Consider the following 23687-nt stretch of genomic DNA (forward strand, 5'->3'; position numbering starts at 1 on the left):
AAGCCCTTTCAGTTAACTGTACTTTCTCATAAATTTCTTATTTTCACTAAATTTACAGATAGGAATCATGCGGATTACAAAAAAGATTCTGTTAATTTTCATGTATATAAGTTAAAATGGGTTATATAACCAATTTTGTTTTGCTTTTAAGATAAGGCATATGTATATATTTTTTAATAGGAGGTTCGTAATGAAAAAAATAATTTCTGCACTAATTGTGTTTACTCTGGTTTTCTCGTCCAGTTCTTTTTGCTTTGCAGCCAGTGATCCGTTAAGCAAACTTATTGTCAGCAAAAGCGAAAGTACAAGCTCCAGTAAACAATACACTCTATTCCCTGAATTTGACGCAGATATCACCGAATATAGCATTTTCCTTGCTGATGGAACGGATGATGCCTATCTGTACATGAAACCGGGAAGTAGCAAATATACGGTGTACTGTGACGGTGATGAAGTGACAGACGATGACGATTATTTTGCACATGTTAAAAGTATCGACGATGGCGATGAAATTGATATTGTGGTTAAAGACGATGATGATGACAAGCTTGAGACCTATACAATCACCTTTTACTGCGGTGATGATGATGACAATGATGAAGCGGCATTGGATGATCTTTATGTAAAAAGTAAAACCTCTAGCGGCAGCTATTCAAAAGTCGATTTAAATGATGACTTTGATTCAGACACAAAAAAATATGAAGCTGATATCAATAGTGATTATAAGACCGTTCAAATTTACGCAGAGGCTGAGGATTCAGATGCAACCGTCCTCATTAATGGATATGTGGTAGGCAGCTCAGGGTATCGTTCCTTTGATTTAACAGATGGGGATAATACCTTTAAAATTACCGTCATCGCTGAAAATTGCGATGATACCGAGACGTATACCTTAACACTTAGTTATAATGATAAATCAGCTTACTCTTCGGCCCTGTCTTACTTATATGTGAGAGACTCCGGCAGTAATACCATTACATTAAGCCCTGCTTTCTCAGGCAGTTCAAAAAATTACACTACGAATGTAGCAAATTCGGTGAAAAGCGTAAGTGTTTATGCGACGCCTACCGATTCCGATTCAACGCTTTATATTAACAATGGTACAGCAACTAAAAGTACTTGGACTGAATGTACACTGAAAGAGGGAGTAAATACTATTTCAGTTAAAGTATATCAACCGGATGCTGAAACTACCACCACCACCTATAACCTCAATATTTATCGTCAGCCAATCGCTCAAGATACTTCCATCAGCTCCCAAAAGCTTACGGTAGACGGTATTTCAAAAACGCTGAATGCTTATAATATTAACGGAAATAATTTTGTTAAGCTAAGAGATATCGCCAGCCTAATCTCCGGAAGCATGAAGCAATTCAGTGTCAGCTATAATGAAGCAAACAATGTAATCGTTCTGCTAAGTAAGAGTTATTATACGTCAAACGGACAGGAGAACGTAGCTCTCGGCAGAGCAAAAGAAATTGCTGTTTCAACGCAGTCGGTTTATCTGGATGGAAGTTCTGTAAGCCTGATGACCTATAATATCGATGGAAATAACTATGTCATGCTGCGAGACGTAGCCATGTTATTTAACTTTGGTCTAAGTTATGATACAAGCACTGAGACTGTAAAAATAGTAACAACTTCCTCTTATTCAAATTAAAATGAACGGAAACAATATTTATATTCAAAAAAGAGCAAGGCATCTCCTATAGAGACGCCCTGCTCCTCTTTTTATGTGGGTTGATTTACCGCTTAAGTAAGCTTTGTGGCGAGCAATTTGCTTCAGCCAGCACACTCTTAGCGCATTCGCGAGACATTTTAGCTATAGCAATTACAGAAAATAATCACCAAAAGTAAGAAGAAAAACAGTAAGCTAGTATCAACACCTTCGCCATTAAATAGGCCACAACTGTTTGACATTTATAATCACCTGCTTCTTTTAAAATTTTATTGTATGATATGATATGTGCCAAATCAGCAATGTGTTACTAAATTCATATTTTCCTTTTAAAAAAGTCTTTAACCTCATTTTTTAAAGGAATCTTCCTATCTCTCTTTCATAAACCGTTTCGTTACATTCGCCAGAATCCGAATCCCTTTTACAAGGTCCTCATCCTTCATATTGGAGAAATTCAAGCGCATTTCATTGCTTCTGGATGCATTGGGATAAAAGGCAGTCCCCGGGACAAAAGCTACCTTATTTTCCATCGCAATCGGAAGTAACTTTCTTGTATCATAGTCAACCGGAAGTTCAAGCCAAATAAATAACCCTCCTGCCGGCAAAACAAATTGAATCTCCTCAGGGAAGTTTTCTTTAATCGCTTTTGCCATTACGTCACGTCTATGTTTATACAATCTGCTGATCTTGGCGATATGTGCGTCTAAATCATAATGTGTTAGATAATAGGCCATCTGCATCTGAGCAATCGCCGATGAAGAGAGATCCGCCGCATTTTTCAGAACCAAATACTTTTGCATCATTTCTCCACGGGCACAAAGCCATGCTACACGCAGTCCGGGACAAAAAGTCTTAGAAAAAGTTCCGATATAAACAACTTGCCCTTTTTTATCATAATAGCTCAGTGGTTTTTGAGGCTTGTTATCATACGCTAGCTCAGAATATGCAGCATCCTCCAGAACTGCTACATCGTATTGTGAAATCATCTCCATAAATTCAATTCTTCTTTGTTCCGACCAGCTTCGTCCGGTGGGATTCTGAAAGTCGGGATTCACATAAATCATCTTTACCTTATCGCCGTATTGGTCCAATGCTTGTTTCAATGCATTCAATTCCAATCCCTGGCGATCCGTAGGAATCGCTACCAATTGAGCCTCGTGTGCCCGAAGTGCACTCACCGCACCTAAATAAGAAGGCGTCTCAAACAGAACCACGTCTCCCTTATTGATAAACAACATCGCACTCATATCCAAACCCTGCTGAGAGCCGCTGGTAATAATGACTTCATCCAGATTATAATCCAAATCAAATATTCTTTTCATTCGATGGCGAATCACCTCTCGGAGCGGCTTATGCCCACTGGTTGAACAGTAGCTTAATGCCGCTTTTCCTTCTCTCTCCAGCGTTTTAATGAAAGCGTCGGTGATTTCCTCCAAAGGATAGGTCTCCGGAGACGGGAAGCCTCCTGTAAAAAGAATCATATCGTCCGTTTCCTGTATTTCCATGACACTTAGCAAAGATTTATCTTCTAAACAATCCATCCTCGTTGCGTATCTCATTTTTATCCCCCTATTTCAGCAAAATGATATTTTAGGGCTAAAAGTACATTGCTGCACATTTAGCCCTAATCTTCGTTCTATTCGTTTATTCGTTCCTCACATTTCAGGAAGAAACACCTATACCTGCCAACTATTTAAATATTTTTCTTGTTCTTCAGTCAGCTTATCGATTTCGATGCCCCATGCCGCTAATTTCCTGGTAGATACCACTTCATCAATCTCTGCGGAAACGTCGATCACACCTTTTTTCAAGTTTTTATAGTGTTCCTTAATGTACAATGCGGAAAGCGTCTGAACAGCAAAACTCATATCCATGATTTCAGCTGGGTGTCCGTCTGCAGCAGCAATATTTACTAATCTTCCTTCCGCGATGATATGAACAGTTCTCCCATTGGAAAGCTTGTAACCCATGATATTCTTTCTGGATTCCGTTTTTTCCACTGCGGCTTCTTCTAAACCGGCCATATCAATTTCACAATTAAAATGTCCTGCATTGCTTAAGATGGCTTTATCCTTCATCGTCAGCATATGATCCACTGTGATGGTATGCGTGCATCCTGTCGCTGTAACAAAGATGTCACCTAGCGTGGCTGCTTTTGCCATGGTCATGACACTATATCCGTCCATCCTGGCTTCGATTGCCTTCACCGGATCGATTTCCGTTACGATTACATTGGCACCCATAGCCGCTGCTCTCATTGCAATTCCTCTGGAGCACCAGCCATAGCCTGCGACAACTACGGTTTTACCGGCTACGATTAAATTGGTGTTGGCCATGATACTGGTCCAAACCGACTGTCCTGTACCATATCTATTATCAAATAAATGCTTGCACTGAGCATCGTTTACAGCAACCATAGGGAACTTTAAGATGCCTTCTCTTTCCATGGCTTTTAATCGAATAACACCGGTAGTTGTTTCTTCACAGCCACCCCATACTTCTTCGCCGAGATCCGGTCTGGAATGATGAATCAGCCCTACTAAATCACCGCCGTCGTCAATAATGATATTCGGTTTATGTTCTAAGGCCATTTCAATATGACGGTCATACTCTTCGCCAGTTGCTCCATGATAAGCAAACACCATCAAGCCATCCTCTACAAGAGCAGCCGCAATATCATCTTGTGTGGAAAGCACATTGCTCCCGGTAACAGACATCTGTGCGCCGCCCGCAGCTAACACCTTGCAAAGATAAGCAGTCTTCGCTTCCAAATGTACCGATAAAGAGATTTTAATGCCATCGAAAGGTTTTGTCGTTATAAATTCCTCTTCAAAACCTCTCAGCAGGGGCATATTATTTTTTACCCATTCAATTTTCTGATGGCCTGAAGGCGCAAGCGCTAAGTCTCTGATTTCATATTTTTTCATTTATTACTCCTTTATGCGTTTCAGTGATACACTCCTTTAACTGATAAATTATACGAACCCTGTTAAAAAGATTGGTAATCTGCAACAAGAATAGGCTCTGTCACATCAACATGACCCATCAAACTTTCTACGACTTTTCCGTCTACTAGAAATTGTACGGATTTAATTTCATCAAAACTTTTTCCGAGCGTCAATACGATTTGGCTAATCAATAAGGTTTCCTGGAAAGACCCTCCTGACAGATCTTTTGAAGAAAGATCTACATACGCAACATCGTCTTTCAAATATACATCATGAATACCATATTTCTCAGTCACTTCGGTTTCTGCATTTTTTAGATCTTCCGGCACTTGCCAAAGCATGGTCAGTGCATTTAGATATTGATCATCTGTATTTTTATCACAGTAGACAGATTTTCCATCATACTCTATGAGCGGATCCTTCGACTCATCACCCGTTTCTACAAAATCCTTTGAAACAAAATATAACTTTAGCGGATACTCTACTTTACTTGTATCTTCCTTGGTGCCACAGGCGCCTAAACTGATAGTCATTCCAATGACAAGGACGATAACGAGGGAGAAGCAGAGTATTTTTATCCATTGGTTTTTCATAACCTCAAACCCCTTTTCCATTTAAATAAATTTTAGTTCTTACCACATAGCCCCATTATTCAACCGTTACACTCTTGGCCAAGTTCTTTGGCTTATCAATGTCACAGCCTCTTTCCCTTGCTATGTAATAAGCTAGAATCTGAAGTGGTACGACAGACAGCAGCGGTGAAATCTCATCTATACAATTTGGGATATAGATTACTCTATCCGCTTGCTTTTCAATTTCCGTATTATTTTCCTTCGCGATACCAATTACATAAGCGCCTCTCGCTTTCACTTCCTGAATATTGGAGAGCATTTTTTCATACAGCTTTTCCTGTGTGGCAAGTGCAATAACAAGGGTATCTTTTTCAATTAATGCGATGGTACCGTGCTTCAATTCTCCGGCCGCTATGGCAAAGGAATTGATATAAGAAATTTCCTTTAATTTGAGTGATCCCTCATAAGAAACCCCTGCATCCGATCCTCTGCCGATAAAAAATACTTGTTCCTTTTTATAAATTTCTTTTGCCAGATCGTGTATTTCATTTTCCTTTTTCAAGAGCTCTTTTAACTTATCAGGAATCTCTTTTAATTCTTTTAGATAGTTGGTATAACGTTCCTCATCCAAAATGCCTCTTGTGCGGCCCATATAAAGCCCGATCAAATACATGCACATTAACTGAGTTGTATAGGCCTTTGTGGAAGCCACCGCTATCTCAGGGCCGGCCCACGTATAGAACACGTCATCGGACTCACGGGCAACGGAACTGCCCACTACATTCACAACGGATAAGATTCTGGCTCCCTTACGTTTGGCCTCCCGAAGGGCCGCCAACGTATCCAGCGTTTCGCCAGATTGGCTAATAGCGATAAACAATGTTCTCTCATTTACAAAGGGATCTCGGTACCTAAACTCAGAGGCAACATCAATTTCTACCGGGATCTTCGCCAGATTTTCTATGACAAACTTTCCTACAAGTCCTGCATGATAAGCTGTTCCGCAAGCAACAATAAATACCTTATCGAAGTTTTCGATATCTTCCTTCGATAGATTGATTCCGTCTAATTTGATGCTTCCGTCTTCTTCAATTCTTCTGGTCAGTGTTTCATATAGGCCTTTAGGCTGTTCATGGATTTCTTTCAGCATAAAATGCTCATAGCCTTCCTTCTCAGCCGATTCTGCATCCCATGTCACATGGAAAACATCCCGCTTAATTTCTTTTCGTTCCGCATTATAAATTTTTACGCTGTCACTCTTTATAACAACCGTTTCATTATTTTCAATTAAATAAATCTTACGAACATGCTTTAGAAGTGCCGGGATATCCGATGCAATAAAATTGCAATCCTCTCCCAGTCCTGCAATGAGCGGTGCATCTTTCCTCACGGCTACGATTTTATCCGGTTCTGCAGCTGCAACGACACCAATAGCATACGCCCCTCTCATCTTCTCCACTGCTTTATAGACGGCATCTTGAAGATCCCCGTCATAATAAATCCCAATCAGGTGAGCAATGACTTCCGTATCCGTTTCGGACTTAAAGGTGATGCCATACTCTTTCGCCAGCCATTCTTTTATCTCCACATAATTCTCGATGATTCCGTTATGCACAACGGCAATCGTTTCATTGGAGTTGCAATGCGGATGAGAATTTACGTCCGATGGCGCTCCATGAGTAGCCCATCTGGTATGACCAATTCCAATTCTGCTGGCGAGTGTTTCTCCTGCAATCAGATTTTCCAAATTAGCGATTCGCCCTACGTGCTTTCTGATTTGAAGTTCTCCGTCTATATTTAATGCGATTCCTGCCGAATCATACCCTCTGTATTCTAACTTCTTTAATCCATCAATAATGATGTCCTTTGCGTCTCTCGCTGCGCTGTTTCCAACGTATCCAACTATCCCGCACATATTCTTTCCCTCCTCTATCCGAGTCTCTTTGTTATAAGCAGCGCAAGATCCTGCGCAAGCTTAGCTATTGTTTCTATATCCTTGCCTTCAATCATCACTCTCACAAGGGGTTCTGTTCCGGAAGGTCTTATCAAAACTCTTCCTTCTCCCGCCATCAATTCCTCGACGCGTTTAATTTCAGCACTGATTTCAGTATCCTCCATATAGTTCTTTTTATTCTCATTCTTTATGGCGGCATTTTTGAGTACCTGCGGATAAATCGTGATTTCATCGGAAAGTTCGGATGGTTTCTTTCCTGACAGCTTGATAGCCTTTAACAGCTGTAATGCGGATAAAATCCCATCTCCGGTGGTTGTATAGTTTAAGAAGATAATATGTCCGGATTGCTCGCCTCCGATGATACCGCCGCTCTTTAGCATACTTTCCAATACATAGCGGTCTCCCACCGCAGTCACTTCTACCTTTGCCCCCATTGCTTCAACGCCTTTATGGAAACCAAGGTTGCTCATAACGGTAGCAGTTACTAGGTTGTTCACCAGTAATCCGCTTTCTTTCAGCATCTTTGCACACATCAAAATGGTTTTATCTCCATCAATAATGCGTCCTTGTTCATCTACGGCAATCAATCGATCCGCATCTCCATCAAAGGCAAGACCGATGGCGGCTCCTTTTTCCACTACTATTTTCTGTAGTTTCTCAGGGTGCGTGGATCCGCAAGCATCATTTATATTGATACCATTCGGTTGCTTTGCTAAAACAGTAATCTCTGCTCCGAGGTCATAAAAAACGCGCTCAGCGACCTTATAGGAAGCTCCATTTGCACAATCCAGCACAATCTTCATGCCTTTTAAACTGACATCAATCGTGCTCTCTAAAAATTTAGCGTATAGTTCTAAGGCATCCTCTTCGGCCTCTAAGCATCGGCCTAACTTATCCCCTGTGATGTGGCTGTTTACATCGATATTTCTGATGATGATATCTTCTATCTCTTCTTCCAGCGTATCATCCAGCTTAAAGCCTTCTCCGTTAAAAAATTTAATACCGTTATATTCAAACGTATTATGAGATGCGGAAATGACCACACCTGCCGTTGCCTTATAATGCCTCACAAGATAGGCTACCGCGGGAGTTGGCAGAACCCCAACCTTTATGACATTCCCGCCCATCGCAAGAATTCCTGCGCTGATCGCATCCTCCAGCATATCTCCTGATATTCTTGTATCTTTTCCAATAAGAACGACCGGCCGCTGCTCCTTTTTGCTTAATACATAGGCCCCTGCCTTACCCAGGTTAAACGCCAGCTCCGGTGTCAGCTCTGAATTGGCAATTCCTCTCACACCATCTGTTCCAAATAGTCTACCCATTTATCGTGTTCCTCCTCTGAAAGAAAAACGAGGTTATACGCCCTCGTTTATCGTTATATAAATTTCACTCGGTGTTACCGAAGATTCCGATAAGGTTTGGTCACAGGACAGCTTAACCGGAACGGTACGAATCCCTGTCTCCAGATCCGTTAAATCAATGGACAAATGGATTTCATCCTCTGTCAAGTTTGTTATTACCGACTCTTTTCCGGATGCACTGACCTTCACGCTTTGCGTGTTTACCACCACAGAAAGTCCCTCAGCTAATCCTTCAAAACCTATCTTGCTGCTATCTATATCGAATTCTTTTACACTTATTCCTTTTATATTTATGCTTACGACCGGATGCTTCGAATCATCAGAAAGCATGATACCGCTTGGCAAATTTACTTTCACCGGAATATCTGCTGTGGATGAAATACTGCTGATGTCAATACTCGCTGCTGTCACACTCTGAATCTTACTTACCGTATCCTTTAATCCTTTAATCTTTACTTTTTTAGGAATGTTCAAGCTGGTCACTTCAAATTTGTTACTTACTTGACCTGTCACCTCAAGGTTTAATGGCACTTCCTTCGTTTCAAAGACTGCTGCCGTGAGATATGCTTTCGAAGCGGATAATTTTACTCCGCTAACCAGATTTCCATTTTTATCGACTGCATGTAAATCTGTAGTCAATATATTCTTGTCCGTTTTGAGCTGGGTTACATCAATTGTAGTCGTCACTTCAGACACACTGGCTACTTTAGATTTGGCTCCCTTGACTTCCACTTCATCCGGGGATAAATCAAACGCCGTCGGCTCTGTGCCGCTCTCAATAGTGCCTGAGAATAGAACCGTAATCGGTTTATAGATGGAGACAAGACTCTCAATTGTTATAGGAATCATACTGGTTCGGACATCCGATACGGATACCGAATCCGGCACTGTAACAGAAACCGGCACATTGTTTGTTCCGAGGTTATAACCCAAAACATTTGCAGTAGCCGATATGTCATTGGCTGCGATTTTTAAAACATCGGCTCGCTTTCCTTCAATGACCACATCTACATAATATTCTCCGTCCTCCGTCAATGCTAAACCTCTGTCAGTCAGTGTCTCCATGTTTAGCAGCTGCACCGGAACGTTTGGTATTTTCAACTTTGTTGTAGGATTTTCAACACTTACAACATAAATCCAAAGGAATACTGCCAATACCACAGACAATACCTTCACAAAAGTTTTATTCTGCAGCATTTTTCTTTCTCCCCAATCTATTCAGTATTGCGGACAAGCCTTTTGCCGCAACGTTCTTCTCATTATCGTTGGTATTTAAAAACAAGTTAAGCAATGTTTTTTCCACTGTCTTAATATCCAAAAATCGAGACAGCTTTCCATCTACAGCGATGGAGATAATACCCGTCTCCTCTGATACGATTAACGTAATGGCATCCGAATTTTCCGTAATACCGATGCCCGCTCTATGCCTTGTGCCTAACTCTTTTGATAAAGTCTTATTTTGAGTGAGCGGTAACACGCACCCTGCGGCAAAGATCTTATCCCCCCGAACAATGACTGCTCCATCGTGAAGAGGGGAGCCTTCATAAAAAAGATTTCCTAAGAGCTCTGCTGATATATCCGCATTTAGAATAGTTCCTGTCTCGGCGATATCGGTCAAGGAAGTCTCCCTTTCTAAGATAATCAGCGCCCCCACTTTATTCGTTGAAAAGTTATCCACCGCTTTAATAAAAGAAGCGGTTATCGTCTTCGCCTTTTCTTTATCCAGCTGTCCGAAAGGGGCTTTTACCAATTTGCTTCTTCCTACATATTCCAGCCCTCTTCTAAGTTCCGGCTGAAATACGATCACCAGTGCAATAACACCTAACGTCATCGTTCCTTTCAAAATCCAGTTCATCGTGTATAAGTGAAATTGGTCAGACAAAAAAGTCGCCAGTACTAAAACAAGCAGACCTTTTACTAATTGCTCTGCTCTTGATTCTTTAATAAATCCTAATACTTTATAAATCACAAACGCGACGATAAATATATCAATTGCATCTGTAATGCCAAAGCCGGAAATAATGTTGCTTATGTAATTCTGCATTCTTTTTCCCCTTTATTTTTTCCCCAATATCATCCCATCATTAATTGTAACCAAAATACACTGATTTTTCAATAGATATATAGCAAAAAAATCGTCTTTGCCAAGTCTTTGATTTGCGTTTATGCACTTTAATTTGTAGATTTTTTTGATACTTTGTCAATATCACAAAGAATATTTCCTATGAAATTAAAAACAGCAGGATTTTCATCCTGCTGCATTAATCTTATTTCCTTCTGTATATTATGTTTTTACACAACCGCCCTTTTTAGTAAACTGCCTCAATCAGGCCGTAATCACCATTCTTTCTTTCATAAACAGCATTTACTGAATCTGTCTCAAGGTTTAAGAATATAAAGAAGTTATGTCCCAGTAATTCCATCTGCATGATGGCTTCTTCCACCGACATGGGTATGAGTTCCATCTTCTTTTTCTTTACTACGGCTATCTCTTCCGACTGATGGTCGAAATCTGGGATTTCCGCAAACATAAACTCCCTGTTATCCTTGTGCTTTTTCTGAAGCTTTGTCTTAAATCTAGACATTTGTGAGGATAACTTGTCAACAACCCGGTCAATCGCGTCGTAAGCCACATCCGCCGTTTCTTCTGCCCTGAAAATGGTTCCCTTCGCATTGATTGTGGCTTCTACTTTCTGCTTGCCTTTTACATTGGAAAGCACTACATTAGCCACAATGTCACTGGAAAAATATTTTCCCAGCTTTTCCAGCTTCTTTTCGATGGTGTCCTTCAGATGGTCACTTGCATTTAAATTCCTGCTAGTAAATATAATCTTCATATAAACGACCTCCTTTGTATATTGAGTTGTTATTGTTATTATATCACCGTTTTCAGAAATTTTCTATAACTTTTAAAAATGATTTATGTCAATTTTTTTCAATATATTTTGATCAGATTTCAGCAGACCACAGAAAGTCAGCGCGGCGGTTTTTACGCAATAAAAAAATTAGGACAATAGGATTGCCTAGCTGACCTGGTCTTTGACCCCACACTCGCCTTTATCTGACTTTGTCAGAGGACTTACTTCTAAGCTACGCCATGATCACTGCCGCCTTGCGGATCAGCTTACGTGGATCCTTTCGCCCGTAACTGGCTTGGACTTTCAACCACAGACCTAGGCAATCCTATTATTCTAATTTATTCTATTTCTATTTAATTAACACCTGCCGCTAAAGTCAGCACAAACACGTTGTCCGCTCCGGCTTCCTTCAATGCTTTGCTGCATTCATCGGCAGTACTCCCCGTCGTATATACATCGTCTATTAACAATATACTTTTACCATGAATATCATATAATACGCTCGCCGAATACGAATCGATCAGGTTTAGTTTTCGCTGATTTCTATCCAGTTTATTCATCGGCGCTTTATAATAATTCCTCTTCAGTACTTGACCATTATACGGCACGCAAAGCCCCTTGGCAACCTCTTTTGCCATAAGTTCCGCCGGATTATATCCCCGCTTTGCCTGTTTCTTTTTGTGCATCGGTACAGCAGTAACAAAATCGATTTTCAATTCCTCTAAAAGAATCCGGTCCAGCATAATTTTTCCGAGTTTACTGCCCATATAAGCGGCTCCGTTAAATTTAAATCGATGCAGGATTTCTTTTTCTTTCGTCCCATATTGCATACACGTAAATCCGCGTTCAAACCAGTGTACATTTTGTTGACAGTCATGGCATAGCTCGTTTTTTCTTTCATTTTCCAATGCTTTTCCGCACTTACCGCACGTTCTTTCATTGGCCCAGCGAAGGTTCTGCAAACAGTCATCGCAGAGAGCGTAGATACGGCTGGGGTCAATCAAATTGCCGCAGCAAATGCAATAAATACTAGAGGGAAAAGCCAATTCTAAGCTTCGCTTCCCTACCTTAAAAAGAAGGTCTCTGAAATCCCTTTTATCAAGATGCATTGTTCCCTCTCCCCTTTCGGCTTGTCCTCTATAACACACTCTTCAATCTCGCTTTTAGCCCGGTATAGCGATCCGTAATCCGGTTATTCTCAATCATTCCCTGCATTTTGTTTTTAGATCCAACCAGCACGACAGCTTCCTTGCCTCTGGTAACAGCCGTATACAGCAAATTTCGTGTTGCTAAAATAGGCGGGAACCAAGAAATCGGCATAATGACAATAGGAAACTCACTTCCCTGACTTTTATGTACCGTTACGGCATACGCCAACTCCAATTCGTCCAGCTGCGTCACATCATACGTGACATACTTGTTGTCGTCAAAAATAACGACCACCTCATTGAACTCCTTATCGATGTGGCTGATAAATCCAACATCTCCGTTAAAGATTCCTTGACCTTCGGTAAAGTCCTCTATTTTTTTCCACGTCATCTGATAGTTATTTTTAATCTGCATCACTTTATCGTTTACTCTGAAGATTTTGTCGCCAAATTTTTGCTCGGCAAGTTCCGGATCCGGTGGGTTTAAAACCATCTGCAGTTCTTTATTTAAATGGATGCTGCCAAGCAATCCTTTTCTGACAGGAGTCAACACTTGCATGTCCTTCAGCGGGTTACAGCCTGTAAAATAATTCGGCAACCTGCGTACGCACAGATCTTTTATGCTGTCCAGCATTTCTCTTTCCCCATTTCTTTGCAGGAAAAAGAAGTCCTTATCTTTTTCATTGAAATCCGGTTCCTCGCCCCGGTTAATTTTATGCGCATTCACCACAATCAAGCTTTCCTTAGCTTGTCTGAAAATCTCCGTCAATTTCACCGAGTAGATGACTTCACTGTTAATGATATCTCGAAGCACATTTCCGGCCCCCACGGAAGGCAGCTGATCGGCATCTCCTACGAAAATCAACCGTGTACCGGGGGTCAGTGCGTTCATCAATCCGTTCATCAGCAAGATATCAATCATGGAGGCTTCATCTATGATGATGACATCATACTCAAGCGGGTTTTCTTCCGTCTTCCCGAAACGCATCGTATCCTCTTCCTCTGAATAGTAATACTCCAAAAGGCGATGGATGGTGGAGGCCATATAGCCCGATGTCTCTGTGATACGCTTTGCCGCACGTCCGGTAGGTGCTGCAATGGCTGTACTCAGTCCGCTGTTTTCCAAAACGGACATGATTGCGTTTATAATCGTCGTTTTACCTGTACCTGGTCCTCCTGTAATAACAGAAATACCGTTCACCAAAGACGATTTGACAGCAAATTTTTGATTCTCAGAAAGTTCTATTCCTTTACTGGCTTCCGTCATCTGTATCAGACTGTCGATATCCGTATTAATCAATTTTAAAGGAGCCTGATTTAATGCCAGCAATTTTTTGCAAACATTTTGTTCGGCCATAAAGTACGGCATCAAAAACACAACGGATTGTCCTTCCAACGTTTCAATATGTACATCGCCATCAAAAGCCATATAAACCAAAATATCGTACACATTTTCCGAAGACAGATCCAGCAATTCGCCTGCTTTCTCACATAATAATTTTTGAGGGGCAAACGTGTGCCCCTCTGAAATATAATAATTTAAAGTGAAACGAATACCGCTTTTTATTCTCTCCTCATCATCTTTCGCCACACCCATCTTTTGTGCAATGGCGTCTGCCCGTTTAAATCCGATGCCAAAGAACTCGTTTACCAATTGATACGGATTATGAGAAACAATTTCCATCGCATCCACACCATACTCGTTATATAATCGAATGGCATAGTTGGACGGAATGCCAAATTGTTGTAAAAACAACGAAACCTCTGATAATTCTTTTTTGCTCTTAAAAGCTTCTCCGATCATAAAAGCTTTCTTTTCTCCGATACCGTCAATTTCTACAAGCCTCTCCGGCTGATTCTCGATGATACTCAGCGTATCGGTTCCAAACTGCCTGACGATGATTGCCGCCGTTTTTTTCCCGATTCCTTTTACTGCTCCCGACGCAAGAAATTCTTCAATTCCGCTTGCGGAAGTCGGCATCAATTCTTTCATTTCAGCCGCATCAAACTGCTCCCCGTAAGTGGGGTGAATCTTCCAGCTTCCGACCAACTCAAAACGTCTTCCTCGATCCGCAAAAGGGAAGCAGCCCGTCACCGTGAACAGTTCCTCTTCATTCTCCATCACCGCAATGGTATAGCCGTTCTCCTTATTTCTAAAGATGATATCTTGAATTGTTGCAATTTTTACTTCCGTTGCTGCCATTTCTTCCTTCCCTTTTTGACCTATCGAATAAATCGAATTTTTCTCATACTTGCTGCCAGCTTGTTCTTGCTGAACGTTCTCGCATAGGTCATCAAATCTTCCTTTGTATTCAAATTCGGCTTCATATGCACTACGTCCAGCAACATATTCAGCAGCTTACCGATCGCTGCTCCCGATGCAATACCTTCTTTTAATAAATCGTCCCCGTTAATCGCCAAATCCTCCACAAAAATTGGTTCCTGGAATTCCCGAATATTATCTAGAATAAATTTTCTTGAATGGATCCGGTTTACCGGCAGGTCATAGACGATTCGCTGTGCTTTTGAAAGGTTATCTAAAAATTCATACCGCTCCATGCCGTAATCGACTAAGAATTTTTTCATTTCATATTTATTGGTTATAAAATACAGCTTATCTACCAGATGCACCCCATCTAACAAAGCATGCTCATCCTTCCCGCTGTATTTCAAATATTCAATCGCCGCCACAGAACGTTTCAGATCAAAACACTTATAGAATAGAGCCAGTCTGCGAAGGCGAACCTGCTTCGTCTTATCAATATTACAGATATACGTATCCAAATCCTCCAACTCCCGTTTGGAAACAGTGGAAGAAACCTCTTGGCCGGCAATATAATCCATCAATCCGGTTTCTATAAGCAATTTCAGTCCTTTGCGGGTATGTTGACTGACAATAATCTTTTCAAACTGACTGCGTATGGATTCAACGGGAATTTCATCCAATAGAAAAGCCTTCGCTACAATAGCATCATACACCGATTGATGCAAGTCAAAATCAAGTTCTGCCGCAAAGCGAACAGCCCGCAGCATACGAATCGGATTTTCTTCAAAACGAAGTATGGGATCACCGATTGCCTTGATCTGCTTTTCTTTCATATCCTGACGCCCCTGATTAGGGTCTGCCAAGGTTCTTTGGGGATTATAGGCGATTGCATTTATCGTAAAATCCCTGCGCGTTAAATCCTCTTCCAGACTTCCCGTAAACGTCACGTGATCCGGCTTCTTATAATCACTATAAGGGCCTTCAATCCGAAACGTAGCGATGTCTACGATAAGTGCTTCCTCTAGTAAAGCACAATCTGCCGCCGGCCCTTCCCCGGAATGAGCCGGTAGTTCCTGCGCCTGCGGAAAAACCATTCGTATCACGCCGTACTCCTCGCTGAGCACTTGCGCTTCAGGAAATATCCGCTTCAGCTCATCGATTCGGGCTGAGGTCGCAATATCCCAATCTAAAGGTTTTAGTCCGATCAACGAATCACGTACACAACCGCCCACGACATAGGCCTCAAAACCTTTTTCCTCTAACAACTTTAAAGTTCCATTTACTTCCTTTGGTAATTTAATCATAAATAATTCCCCTATTATTTAAATCAAAATATATCTCTATTTGTCATCGCTTTGCATAGGTTTATACAATTTTCGATTATCTAAAGTCCAAACTCGATCAGAAAATTCACCCGGTGTAGTTCCTCTCAATGCATCCTCCATATCGAACATTCTTGCATCAATGATATCCAAATAATGCAGAATTTCCGCTTCCGGGAACATTGGCTTCTTCGGACTTCCGAATTCAGGCTCATAATGATGCGAAAGAATCATATGCTCCAGCATGATTGCTTTTTCTTTTGGCATGCCGATCTCTTCAGCAAGCCGGTCAATAGTCTTGATCCCTTGAACTAAATGGCCCAGCATCTGTCCTTCAAAAGAATAACCTTGAGCAATTCCCAGCTCATTGGATTCGATCTCATTCAGTTTTTCTATATCGTGAATGATGACACCTGCTGTCACCAAGTCCGCATTTAAATTCGTATAAACCTCACACATCCGCTCTCCATTCATCAGCATTCTTTTTACATGGTAGAGCAACCCGGACAACTCCGCATGATGGTTTTTTTGGGCAGCCGGATAATACATCAGCCTCTCTTTGTTATCGGTTAACAGCCGGATGCAAAGAGTCTTTAAATGTTCATCTGTGATGCTTTCAGCTTTACCCAAGATAAACGCATACATATCTTCCCCGCGTTCCGGAGCGGCTTTTATCAAATCCATGAGCTCAATCGGATCCTTTTCCGCCTTCTTGCGGATTTTCATGACACGAAGCTGTTTCAGACCGTTCCACTGGGTAACGGTGGCTTTAATCTTCACAATATCGCCTTCCGTGATTTCGTTAATCGCCGGCAGTTCACTATCTGCCACATCCCATTTTTTAGCGGTGACTTCTCCGGTAGAATCTCCAAGTAATAAATCTAAATATTGCTTTTTATTTGATCCCAGCTTGACAGCTATGGTTTTTATTATAAAAAAGTCTACAACCTCTTCTTCCGGCTTAAAATCCGAAATGTAAAATCCTTTCATTTCTACTTCCCTTCTCTTCATAAAGTATCTTATAATTATATACCAATTATTAGCTCACATGCAAGAAATCTCAGCATCCATTTCTCTATTGTTTCCAACTTCTTGAAGTTGTTTAGTGTAATTTCAGCAATTTTATTATATAATATAGATGTCTGCATAAAGACGGAGACAGGCTTTCAAGACAAAGTGACTGCTTGCCGGTTTTATGCACTTGAAAAATACCAAGTCAAAAACTTATTATTTTGAAAGGAAAATTCAGCATGTCAAATATCGGTTTGGTGCGTGTTATAGCCGCGTCACCTAAGCTTAAAGTAGCCAATACAGACTACAATACAACGCAAATTATCGAAGCCATGGAATGGGCCGTAAAGGAAAAAACAAATGCGGGAATTATTTTATTCCCGGAGCTTTGTATCACAGGATATACGTGCGCTGATTTATTTTATCAGACGCATTTATATGAAAAAAATTTAGAGGGACTTCAGGCCATCATTAAAGCCTCCTCCTCTTTAAATCTGGGTGTCATTGCAGGTTTCTATTTTAAACTGAAGGGAAATCTCTACAACTGTGCCGCATTTATTCAAAACGGCAAGCTGAAGGGAATTGTTCCTAAAATGTTCATCCCAAATTATAAGGAGTTTTATGAAGACAGATGGTTTTCCTCCGGCGTTGACATTACTCATGAAATAACCTCCGTTACGCTTTTTGGTGAGGAGATTCCTTTTGGCAATATTATTTTTCGGGATGAAGTGTCCGGGTTCGGTCTGGGAATTGAAATTTGTGAAGACCTTTGGGTTCCGGTTACACCGGGAACAGCTCTTGCCTTAAATGGCGCAGATATCATCTTCAATCCTTCCGCGAGCAACGAAACGGTCGGAAAATCCGATTACCGAAAAGCTCTCATCACAGCAGAAAGCGCAAAAAACGTATGCGGATATGTCTATGCCTCTGCGGGTGTACACGAATCGACAACCGATTTGGTGTTCAGCGGTCACACCATGATCCTGGAAAACGGTGTTCTTATTTCCGAGGGTTCCATGTTCCAGCAAAGCCAAACCTATTTAATCGGAGATATTGACTTCCATCGAATTCAATTTGAACGTTCCCATGGACAGACCTTTAGCCGCAGTGCCAGTGCCTTTAACCTCCGCAGCGGTATTATAACAGTCGATCTGGAGCCTATCCGACTTGTGGATACCTCCATGTCCACGGTACGACCTTATGAAAAAAATCCGTTTGTCCCTGCCAATCCCGCTACAGTGGATGCCCGATGCCGTGAAATATTCAGTATTCAAACAGCCGGGCTTGCAAAAAGAATTGAACATTCCCACTCCAAGAAATCCGTGGTGGGGATATCAGGCGGCTTAGATTCAACCCTTGCTCTTTTGGTAACGGCTGAAACCCATAAATTATTGAACTTACCCGCAAGTGATATCATAGCGATTACCATGCCCGGTTTTGGGACAACCGGAAAAACCTATAACAATGCCCTTACTATCATGAAACTTCTCGGTGCCGATGTTCGGGAAATTCCTATCGGCGATTCGGTACTGAAACATTTTGAGGACATCGGTCACGATAAAAATAACCACAATTTAACCTATGAAAACTGTCAGGCAAGAGAACGAACCCAGATCTTAATGGATGTTTCCAATAAAGAAGGCGGTATTGTCATAGGAACCGGCGACCTATCTGAATTAGCGCTTGGCTGGTGCACGTACAACGGCGATCATATGTCCATGTACGGAGTCAACGCCGGCATTCCAAAGACCTTAGTGAAGTTCGTCGTCAAATGGGTGATGGATCACAAGCTGAGCGGTCCGACGGAAGACAAAACATTCAGCTCAGACAATGCTTTATTGAAAAAGACGCTGCAAGACATTTTGGATACGCCGATTTCTCCTGAATTGCTTCCGCCGGACGAGAACGGAAACATTGCACAAAAAACAGAAGATTCGGTAGGCCCATATATTCTTCATGACTTCTTTATCTATCATACCTTGCGGCATGGTATGCCGCCTAAAAAGCTTCTCTATATTGCGAAACAGGTTTTTGCGGAGGAGTATTCCGAAGACTTTATAAAAAAATGGTTGATCACGTTCTACAGGCGCTTTTTCAGCCAGCAGTTCAAGCGAAGTTGTATACCGGACGGCCCAAAGGTCGGCTCGGTCAGCCTGTCCCCAAGAGGCGATTGGCGAATGCCAAGCGATGCTGATCCGGCCATTTGGCTCGCAGAGTTGGAATAAAAGCACAATAGGGAGTATATCAAAACGATATACTCCCTATTTATCTATGTCATCCTCGGCTAGAACATTCTATTGAGGTTTATTTAACATGACGCGTGCTTTGAATAAATCTCCATCTATAACGATCTCGAACCATCCCTTCTGCAGCCGGACTAAATCCTTCGCAATCGCGAGACCTAATCCGCTGCCCTCCGTCGTTCTGGATTCATCTCCTCTTTTAAAGCGTTCCATCAATTCGTCTGAACTAATATTCAATGGCTGCTTGGAGATATTTTTCATTTCCAGCATGATGGAAGTTCCCTGTTCTGTTATATCGATATAGACTCTGCTGTTCTCTGCGGCATACTTGATGACATTGCTTAGAAGATTCTCCACGACTCTCCAGAGCAACTGACCGTCAGCTACTACATAATACTTCTCTTTTTCGGTATTGATAATAAAATCCAATCCGGAATACTGGATGCTCTGATCCATTTCGCCTAATCCTTGATGAATGAGGGAAAGCAATTCCACTTTCTCCAATCGAACGGGCATGGCACCGCTGGAGGCTTTTGCGGCCTCAAACAAATCCTCTGTCAGTTGTCTTAGCCGGTTGGTTTTTTCATCTATGATTCGGAGATATTCCGAAGCATTTTCGCTCGTCAGTCCTTCACTCTTCAATAAATCAATATAAGTCACCATCGACGTAAGCGGTGTCTTCAAATCATGAGATACATTAGAAATCAAGTCTGTTTTCAACCGTTGATTTTTTAATTCATTTTGTATCGCCACATTGGAAGCCTCTGAAATTTCATTAATGCCGCGTGCTAATTGGTCGAATTCGTCATCCCCTTTTACCTCTATCTTATAAGCCAAATTCCCGTTTTTCACCTCATCCACCCCGTTTTGAATGGCTTCAAACTTCTTGACCCATTTTGGTGTAAAGACTAATATCACCAGTAAAACCACCGGTGCCAGGAATACGGTTGCAGAAAGTAAGCAGCCTGCTGCGGCTAAGAACATCACTTTTTTCACCAAGCTGCTGCCCTTATAAATATCGATTAATTTACTTCCCAGACTATGGCATATCTTGCATACCACACGCTGCCAAAGCAAATAGACAAAGGAGTTCTTAATAAACTGTCTTGCCTTCAGCAAACGAATGCAAGACAGGATAAACCAAAGGCCAACAAGGGCCAGCAACCCTGCTGCTGCAATGAACATAATGATTTCCGGTTTGGAAAATGCATATTGGGCATAGCCCACTATAAAAATACCTAACTGCCCATTGGTATAGGAATAGCGGTGATAAGAATACATAGCTTCTGCCGCTAATGCAATCCCACCGCCTATGGAAAGAATGATGAATACTAGTTGTACTTCCGTCCATATTCGGTCTATTTTATACAGCTTTCTATTTCCCTCTTCATCTCTGCGCCCTGTCGTAACCGCCAGATAAATAAACAGCAAGAAACAAATAAGGGCACAGCCTGCAAGCCCGGGAAGCCAATTCCTTATTCCCGATACGGATTGGTAGGTTCTTTCGGCCGCAGTCATATATTGCTCATCAAAAGAAAAATAAATTTTTAAATCATCATTATACTGTCCAAACAATCGATTTTCTAACTCCTGATCCATGTTCGGATTCACACTGGCCGATGCCTCCATAGAGGTAGGGAACTTTGTAATCTTCCCATTCTGATAAATCAGATAGGCCGGATTTTTTTCAAAAACAGATTCTTTTGGAGTCCCCGTATCCTTTACTTGCAGATTGGTGATCACATTTGTTCCGTTTGTAGCATAATAAGTAAACCCTTCTATTCGATTCAATTCATCTTTTAATTGATTAAATTCCCGAAGCTGCTTTTTGATTAAATTGCTTTTGATGATATCAATTTGATCTTTGTTAGCCGCTATAAAGGCTTGTCGAAAAGCAGGATTGCCGAAATCTACTATTTGGTCAGCTCCTTCTATTACCGCAGAGATCTCATTCGGAATGATCGTTTCGGCTTCCGTTATGTAAGCATTATTATAGTACAGACTGTTGATCGCCTCTGCCAACTCTCCATCGTTTTGATTCAGCAAGTTTCCTGCTTTTATATAATCCTCACTTTTGTAATAGCAAATCAGCTGTATCATGTTATGAACCTGATTTTCAAATTCTCCCTGTAAATCTGCACTATACAAATAGCTGTTATCTTGAAATAAATCATTTAGCGTAAAGCTCCGATTGGCTTGGTTAAATGCCATAACGGTTGCTTGTAATCCAACCAAGGTCCCTACAAAGGTTGAAATACATAACACAAAAGCTAAAATTCGCACTGCCAGATTATCGTTAAATTTTTTCAATCTTATATCCAATTCCCCACACCACCTTTAAATACCGAGGATCTTTGGGATTAATCTCAATTTTTTCCCTGATCCTCCGAATATGCACCGCAACGGTATTCTCCGGATTGTAAGCCGGCTCTTTCCAAACCGCCTCATAGATTTGCTCCATTGAAAACACGCGTCCCGCATTTTCTGCTAATAATTTAATAATTCCGTACTCGGTAGGCGTTAGTATGACCGGTTCGCCGTCTATCGTAACCGCCTTTTGTTCATCGTCTACCAATAATCCCCCTGTTTTAAAAACCCCTGTTTTTTTCTCTAAACTGCCTAAATCGACGTATCTTCTCAGCTGCGACTTTACTCTGGCGATCAACTCCAGAGGATTAAACGGTTTTGTAATATAATCATCCGCTCCCATATTCAATCCCGTTATCTTATCATAATCTTCCGATTTCGCTGAGATGATTATAATTGGAATGTTTTTGTCTTCTCTGATTTTCATAGTAGTACGCATACCATCCAATTTAGGCATCATGATATCCATCAGGATCAAGTGGATCTCTTGTTTTTCTACAATATCCAACGCCTGCAATCCGTCGTATGCTTTGAAAATTTCATATCCCTCATTTTTCAAATAGACTTCAATGGCATTTACTATCTCTTTATCATCGTCGCATACCAAAATATTCATCTTATAAGCTCCTTTTCCTACAGTTGCTATAGGCCTTCAGAATAGGCGATATGCCCCTGCTGACTGCTGATCCCCTGCGCCCCCACGCAAAAGCAATCCTTTATACTTCCCCAAAGTATTTTTCACATCGCCTTTCTTTGCCTATAACATTATTCTAAATCTAAATTCTTAACAAACATTGAATGTAATTATTACAATTTCCTTAAGGTTAATCATACCATAAAACCCTCATTCTGGTCTTAAATATAGCATTTCTTGTTTGTGGGTCATTTATTCGAATGCTTTTCCCTTACTTTCAATTTTCTATTCAAAAAAAGAGTAAATCTTGTTTCACACAGGATCTACTCTTCTGAAATGGGTACGCATTGGTTCGGTTCGCAATCATCCGTTTCCTCAGGCAGCAGGGAAGCGATGATAATACTTGTCATAATCAGCGCAGCACCGATTAATCCTTTCCACGATAAGATCTCCCGCAATAAAAAAAACGAGGCAATTGCCGTAAAAATCGGCTCCGTGCAAAAGGATAAGGCAACAAAAGTCGCCGGCACATGTCGCAGGGCAATATTTTGAATAACATAAGCAATACAAGTGCAGCCAATTGCCAAGTAAAGAATGACACCCCATCCTACTAAAGGAATATTCGTCACATCCGGAAAATCTTCAAATAAAAAGGCGAATATCAGACAGAAGACTCCGGTAAATCCGGTTTGCATCACCGAAGTGGTAAGCGGATCCATATCTTCAAGATATTTTGAACTGAATACCAGCATACAGGCCCCTGTGATGGCACATATCAGTGCCAGTCCTTCTCCGAGTCCAAAAGAAAACTGCCCCTCTCCGCTGCAAAGGAGATATAATCCTAGGGTAACAATACCAATGGGAATCATATGTTTTTTATCTAATTTAGAATGCAGGATCAGATAGGATAAGAATGGTGTAAATAATACAGTTGTGGCCATCAGAAAACCGGTATTCGTTGCCGTCGCATAAACTAAAGCGAAGGCCCCTGTGATGAAAGAGGCAGCCGTAAATATAGAAATAATCAAATAGGCCATCAGATGCTTCTTCGTCACATTTTTCAAAACGCGTCTTCCAAAGATTAGCATAAAAAAAAGAAAGGCTGCTATATAGCGTGCCGATAAACAAAATAAAGGGGTTATCACATCTAGTCCGATTTTCATAATGGGATTTCCGACACCCCAAATGAAACATTGAACCAAGAGCAATGCTTCATATCCCATGGTTTTATTTTTCATCCTCTCACCTGCCCATCTCAATAGTTGCTTTCAGAACTTTTTTATACTATAATACATTCAAATATAAAAGTAAAACGAGAATTT

General features: G+C 41.2%; 17 protein-coding genes. 2 read left to right on the forward strand and 15 right to left on the reverse strand.

Features of this window, described 5'->3' with window-relative positions; all coding sequences use genetic code 11:
• Positions 1 to 190 precede the first annotated feature (190 nt).
• Positions 191 to 1660, forward strand: coding sequence for a cadherin-like beta sandwich domain-containing protein (locus JYB65_RS10785; protein WP_206582681.1), 1470 nt, complete (start codon positions 191 to 193; stop codon positions 1658 to 1660).
• 386 nt (positions 1661 to 2046) lie between these two features.
• Here JYB65_RS10785 and JYB65_RS10790 read toward each other — a convergent pair whose 3' ends face one another.
• The 12 genes from JYB65_RS10790 to JYB65_RS10845 all read right to left on the reverse strand — a co-directional run bounded on the left by JYB65_RS10790 (position 2047) and on the right by JYB65_RS10845 (position 17100).
• A complete protein-coding gene (locus tag JYB65_RS10790) occupies positions 2047 to 3237 on the reverse strand; it encodes an aminotransferase-like domain-containing protein (protein ID WP_206582682.1) in 1191 nt (396 codons plus the stop codon).
• A gap of 117 nt (positions 3238 to 3354) precedes the next feature.
• A complete protein-coding gene (locus JYB65_RS10795) occupies positions 3355 to 4605 on the reverse strand; it encodes an adenosylhomocysteinase (RefSeq protein WP_206582683.1) in 1251 nt (416 codons plus the stop codon).
• Positions 4606 to 4667: 62 nt separating this feature from the next.
• Positions 4668 to 5219: a GerMN domain-containing protein gene (locus JYB65_RS10800; protein ID WP_206582684.1), complete on the reverse strand. Its 552-nt coding sequence runs from the start codon at positions 5217 to 5219 to the stop codon at positions 4668 to 4670.
• Between the two features lie 55 nt (positions 5220 to 5274).
• Positions 5275 to 7113, reverse strand: a complete 1839-nt coding sequence (gene glmS, locus JYB65_RS10805) for a glutamine--fructose-6-phosphate transaminase (isomerizing) (RefSeq protein ID WP_206582685.1) — start codon at positions 7111 to 7113, stop codon at positions 5275 to 5277.
• A gap of 14 nt (positions 7114 to 7127) precedes the next feature.
• Positions 7128 to 8477, reverse strand: coding sequence for a phosphoglucosamine mutase (glmM, locus tag JYB65_RS10810; RefSeq protein ID WP_206582686.1), 1350 nt, complete (start codon positions 8475 to 8477; stop codon positions 7128 to 7130).
• A gap of 33 nt (positions 8478 to 8510) precedes the next feature.
• Complete coding sequence (locus JYB65_RS10815; RefSeq protein WP_206582687.1) at positions 8511 to 9713, reverse strand: CdaR family protein; 1203 nt, start codon at positions 9711 to 9713, stop codon at positions 8511 to 8513.
• On the reverse strand, positions 9700 to 10560 hold the full coding sequence (gene cdaA, locus JYB65_RS10820) for a diadenylate cyclase CdaA (RefSeq protein WP_206582688.1): 861 nt from the start codon (positions 10558 to 10560) through the stop codon (positions 9700 to 9702). The genes JYB65_RS10815 and cdaA overlap by 14 nt, the downstream gene beginning before the upstream one ends.
• A gap of 265 nt (positions 10561 to 10825) precedes the next feature.
• Positions 10826 to 11353 (reverse strand): ribosome hibernation-promoting factor, HPF/YfiA family, encoded by a 528-nt coding sequence (gene hpf / locus JYB65_RS10825; RefSeq protein WP_206582689.1) that lies wholly within the window; start codon positions 11351 to 11353, stop codon positions 10826 to 10828.
• Positions 11354 to 11727: 374 nt separating this feature from the next.
• On the reverse strand, positions 11728 to 12483 hold the full coding sequence (locus tag JYB65_RS10830; RefSeq protein WP_206582690.1) for a ComFC family protein: 756 nt from the start codon (positions 12481 to 12483) through the stop codon (positions 11728 to 11730).
• A gap of 28 nt (positions 12484 to 12511) precedes the next feature.
• Positions 12512 to 14725, reverse strand: coding sequence for an SF1B family DNA helicase RecD2 (gene recD2, locus JYB65_RS10835; RefSeq protein WP_206582691.1), 2214 nt, complete (start codon positions 14723 to 14725; stop codon positions 12512 to 12514).
• A 20-nt stretch (positions 14726 to 14745) separates the two neighbouring features.
• Positions 14746 to 16092, reverse strand: a complete 1347-nt coding sequence (locus JYB65_RS10840) for a CCA tRNA nucleotidyltransferase (protein ID WP_206582692.1) — start codon at positions 16090 to 16092, stop codon at positions 14746 to 14748.
• A gap of 36 nt (positions 16093 to 16128) precedes the next feature.
• The gene (locus JYB65_RS10845) at positions 16129 to 17100 is read right to left on the reverse strand and encodes a 3'-5' exoribonuclease YhaM family protein (RefSeq protein WP_206582693.1); all 972 of its coding nucleotides are present in this window, start codon (positions 17098 to 17100) and stop codon (positions 16129 to 16131) included.
• 260 nt (positions 17101 to 17360) lie between these two features.
• On the opposite strand from JYB65_RS10845, the gene JYB65_RS10850 reads away from it, so the two are divergent.
• Positions 17361 to 19346, forward strand: coding sequence for an NAD(+) synthase (locus tag JYB65_RS10850; RefSeq protein WP_206582694.1), 1986 nt, complete (start codon positions 17361 to 17363; stop codon positions 19344 to 19346).
• Positions 19347 to 19415: 69 nt separating this feature from the next.
• Here the strand turns inward: JYB65_RS10850 and JYB65_RS10855 are convergent, their stop codons facing one another.
• The 3 genes from JYB65_RS10855 to JYB65_RS10865 form a co-directional block, all read right to left on the reverse strand.
• Positions 19416 to 21686, reverse strand: a complete 2271-nt coding sequence (locus tag JYB65_RS10855) for a sensor histidine kinase (RefSeq protein WP_206582695.1) — start codon at positions 21684 to 21686, stop codon at positions 19416 to 19418.
• On the reverse strand, positions 21661 to 22347 hold the full coding sequence (locus JYB65_RS10860; protein ID WP_206582696.1) for a response regulator transcription factor: 687 nt from the start codon (positions 22345 to 22347) through the stop codon (positions 21661 to 21663). The genes JYB65_RS10855 and JYB65_RS10860 overlap by 26 nt, the downstream gene beginning before the upstream one ends.
• A 341-nt stretch (positions 22348 to 22688) precedes the next feature.
• A complete protein-coding gene (locus JYB65_RS10865; protein ID WP_206582697.1) occupies positions 22689 to 23603 on the reverse strand; it encodes a DMT family transporter in 915 nt (304 codons plus the stop codon).
• Positions 23604 to 23687: the final 84 nt, after the last annotated feature.

This window comes from Clostridium aminobutyricum, assembly GCF_017255415.1.
GTDB lineage: Bacteria > Bacillota > Clostridia > Peptostreptococcales > Anaerovoracaceae > Aminipila > Aminipila aminobutyrica.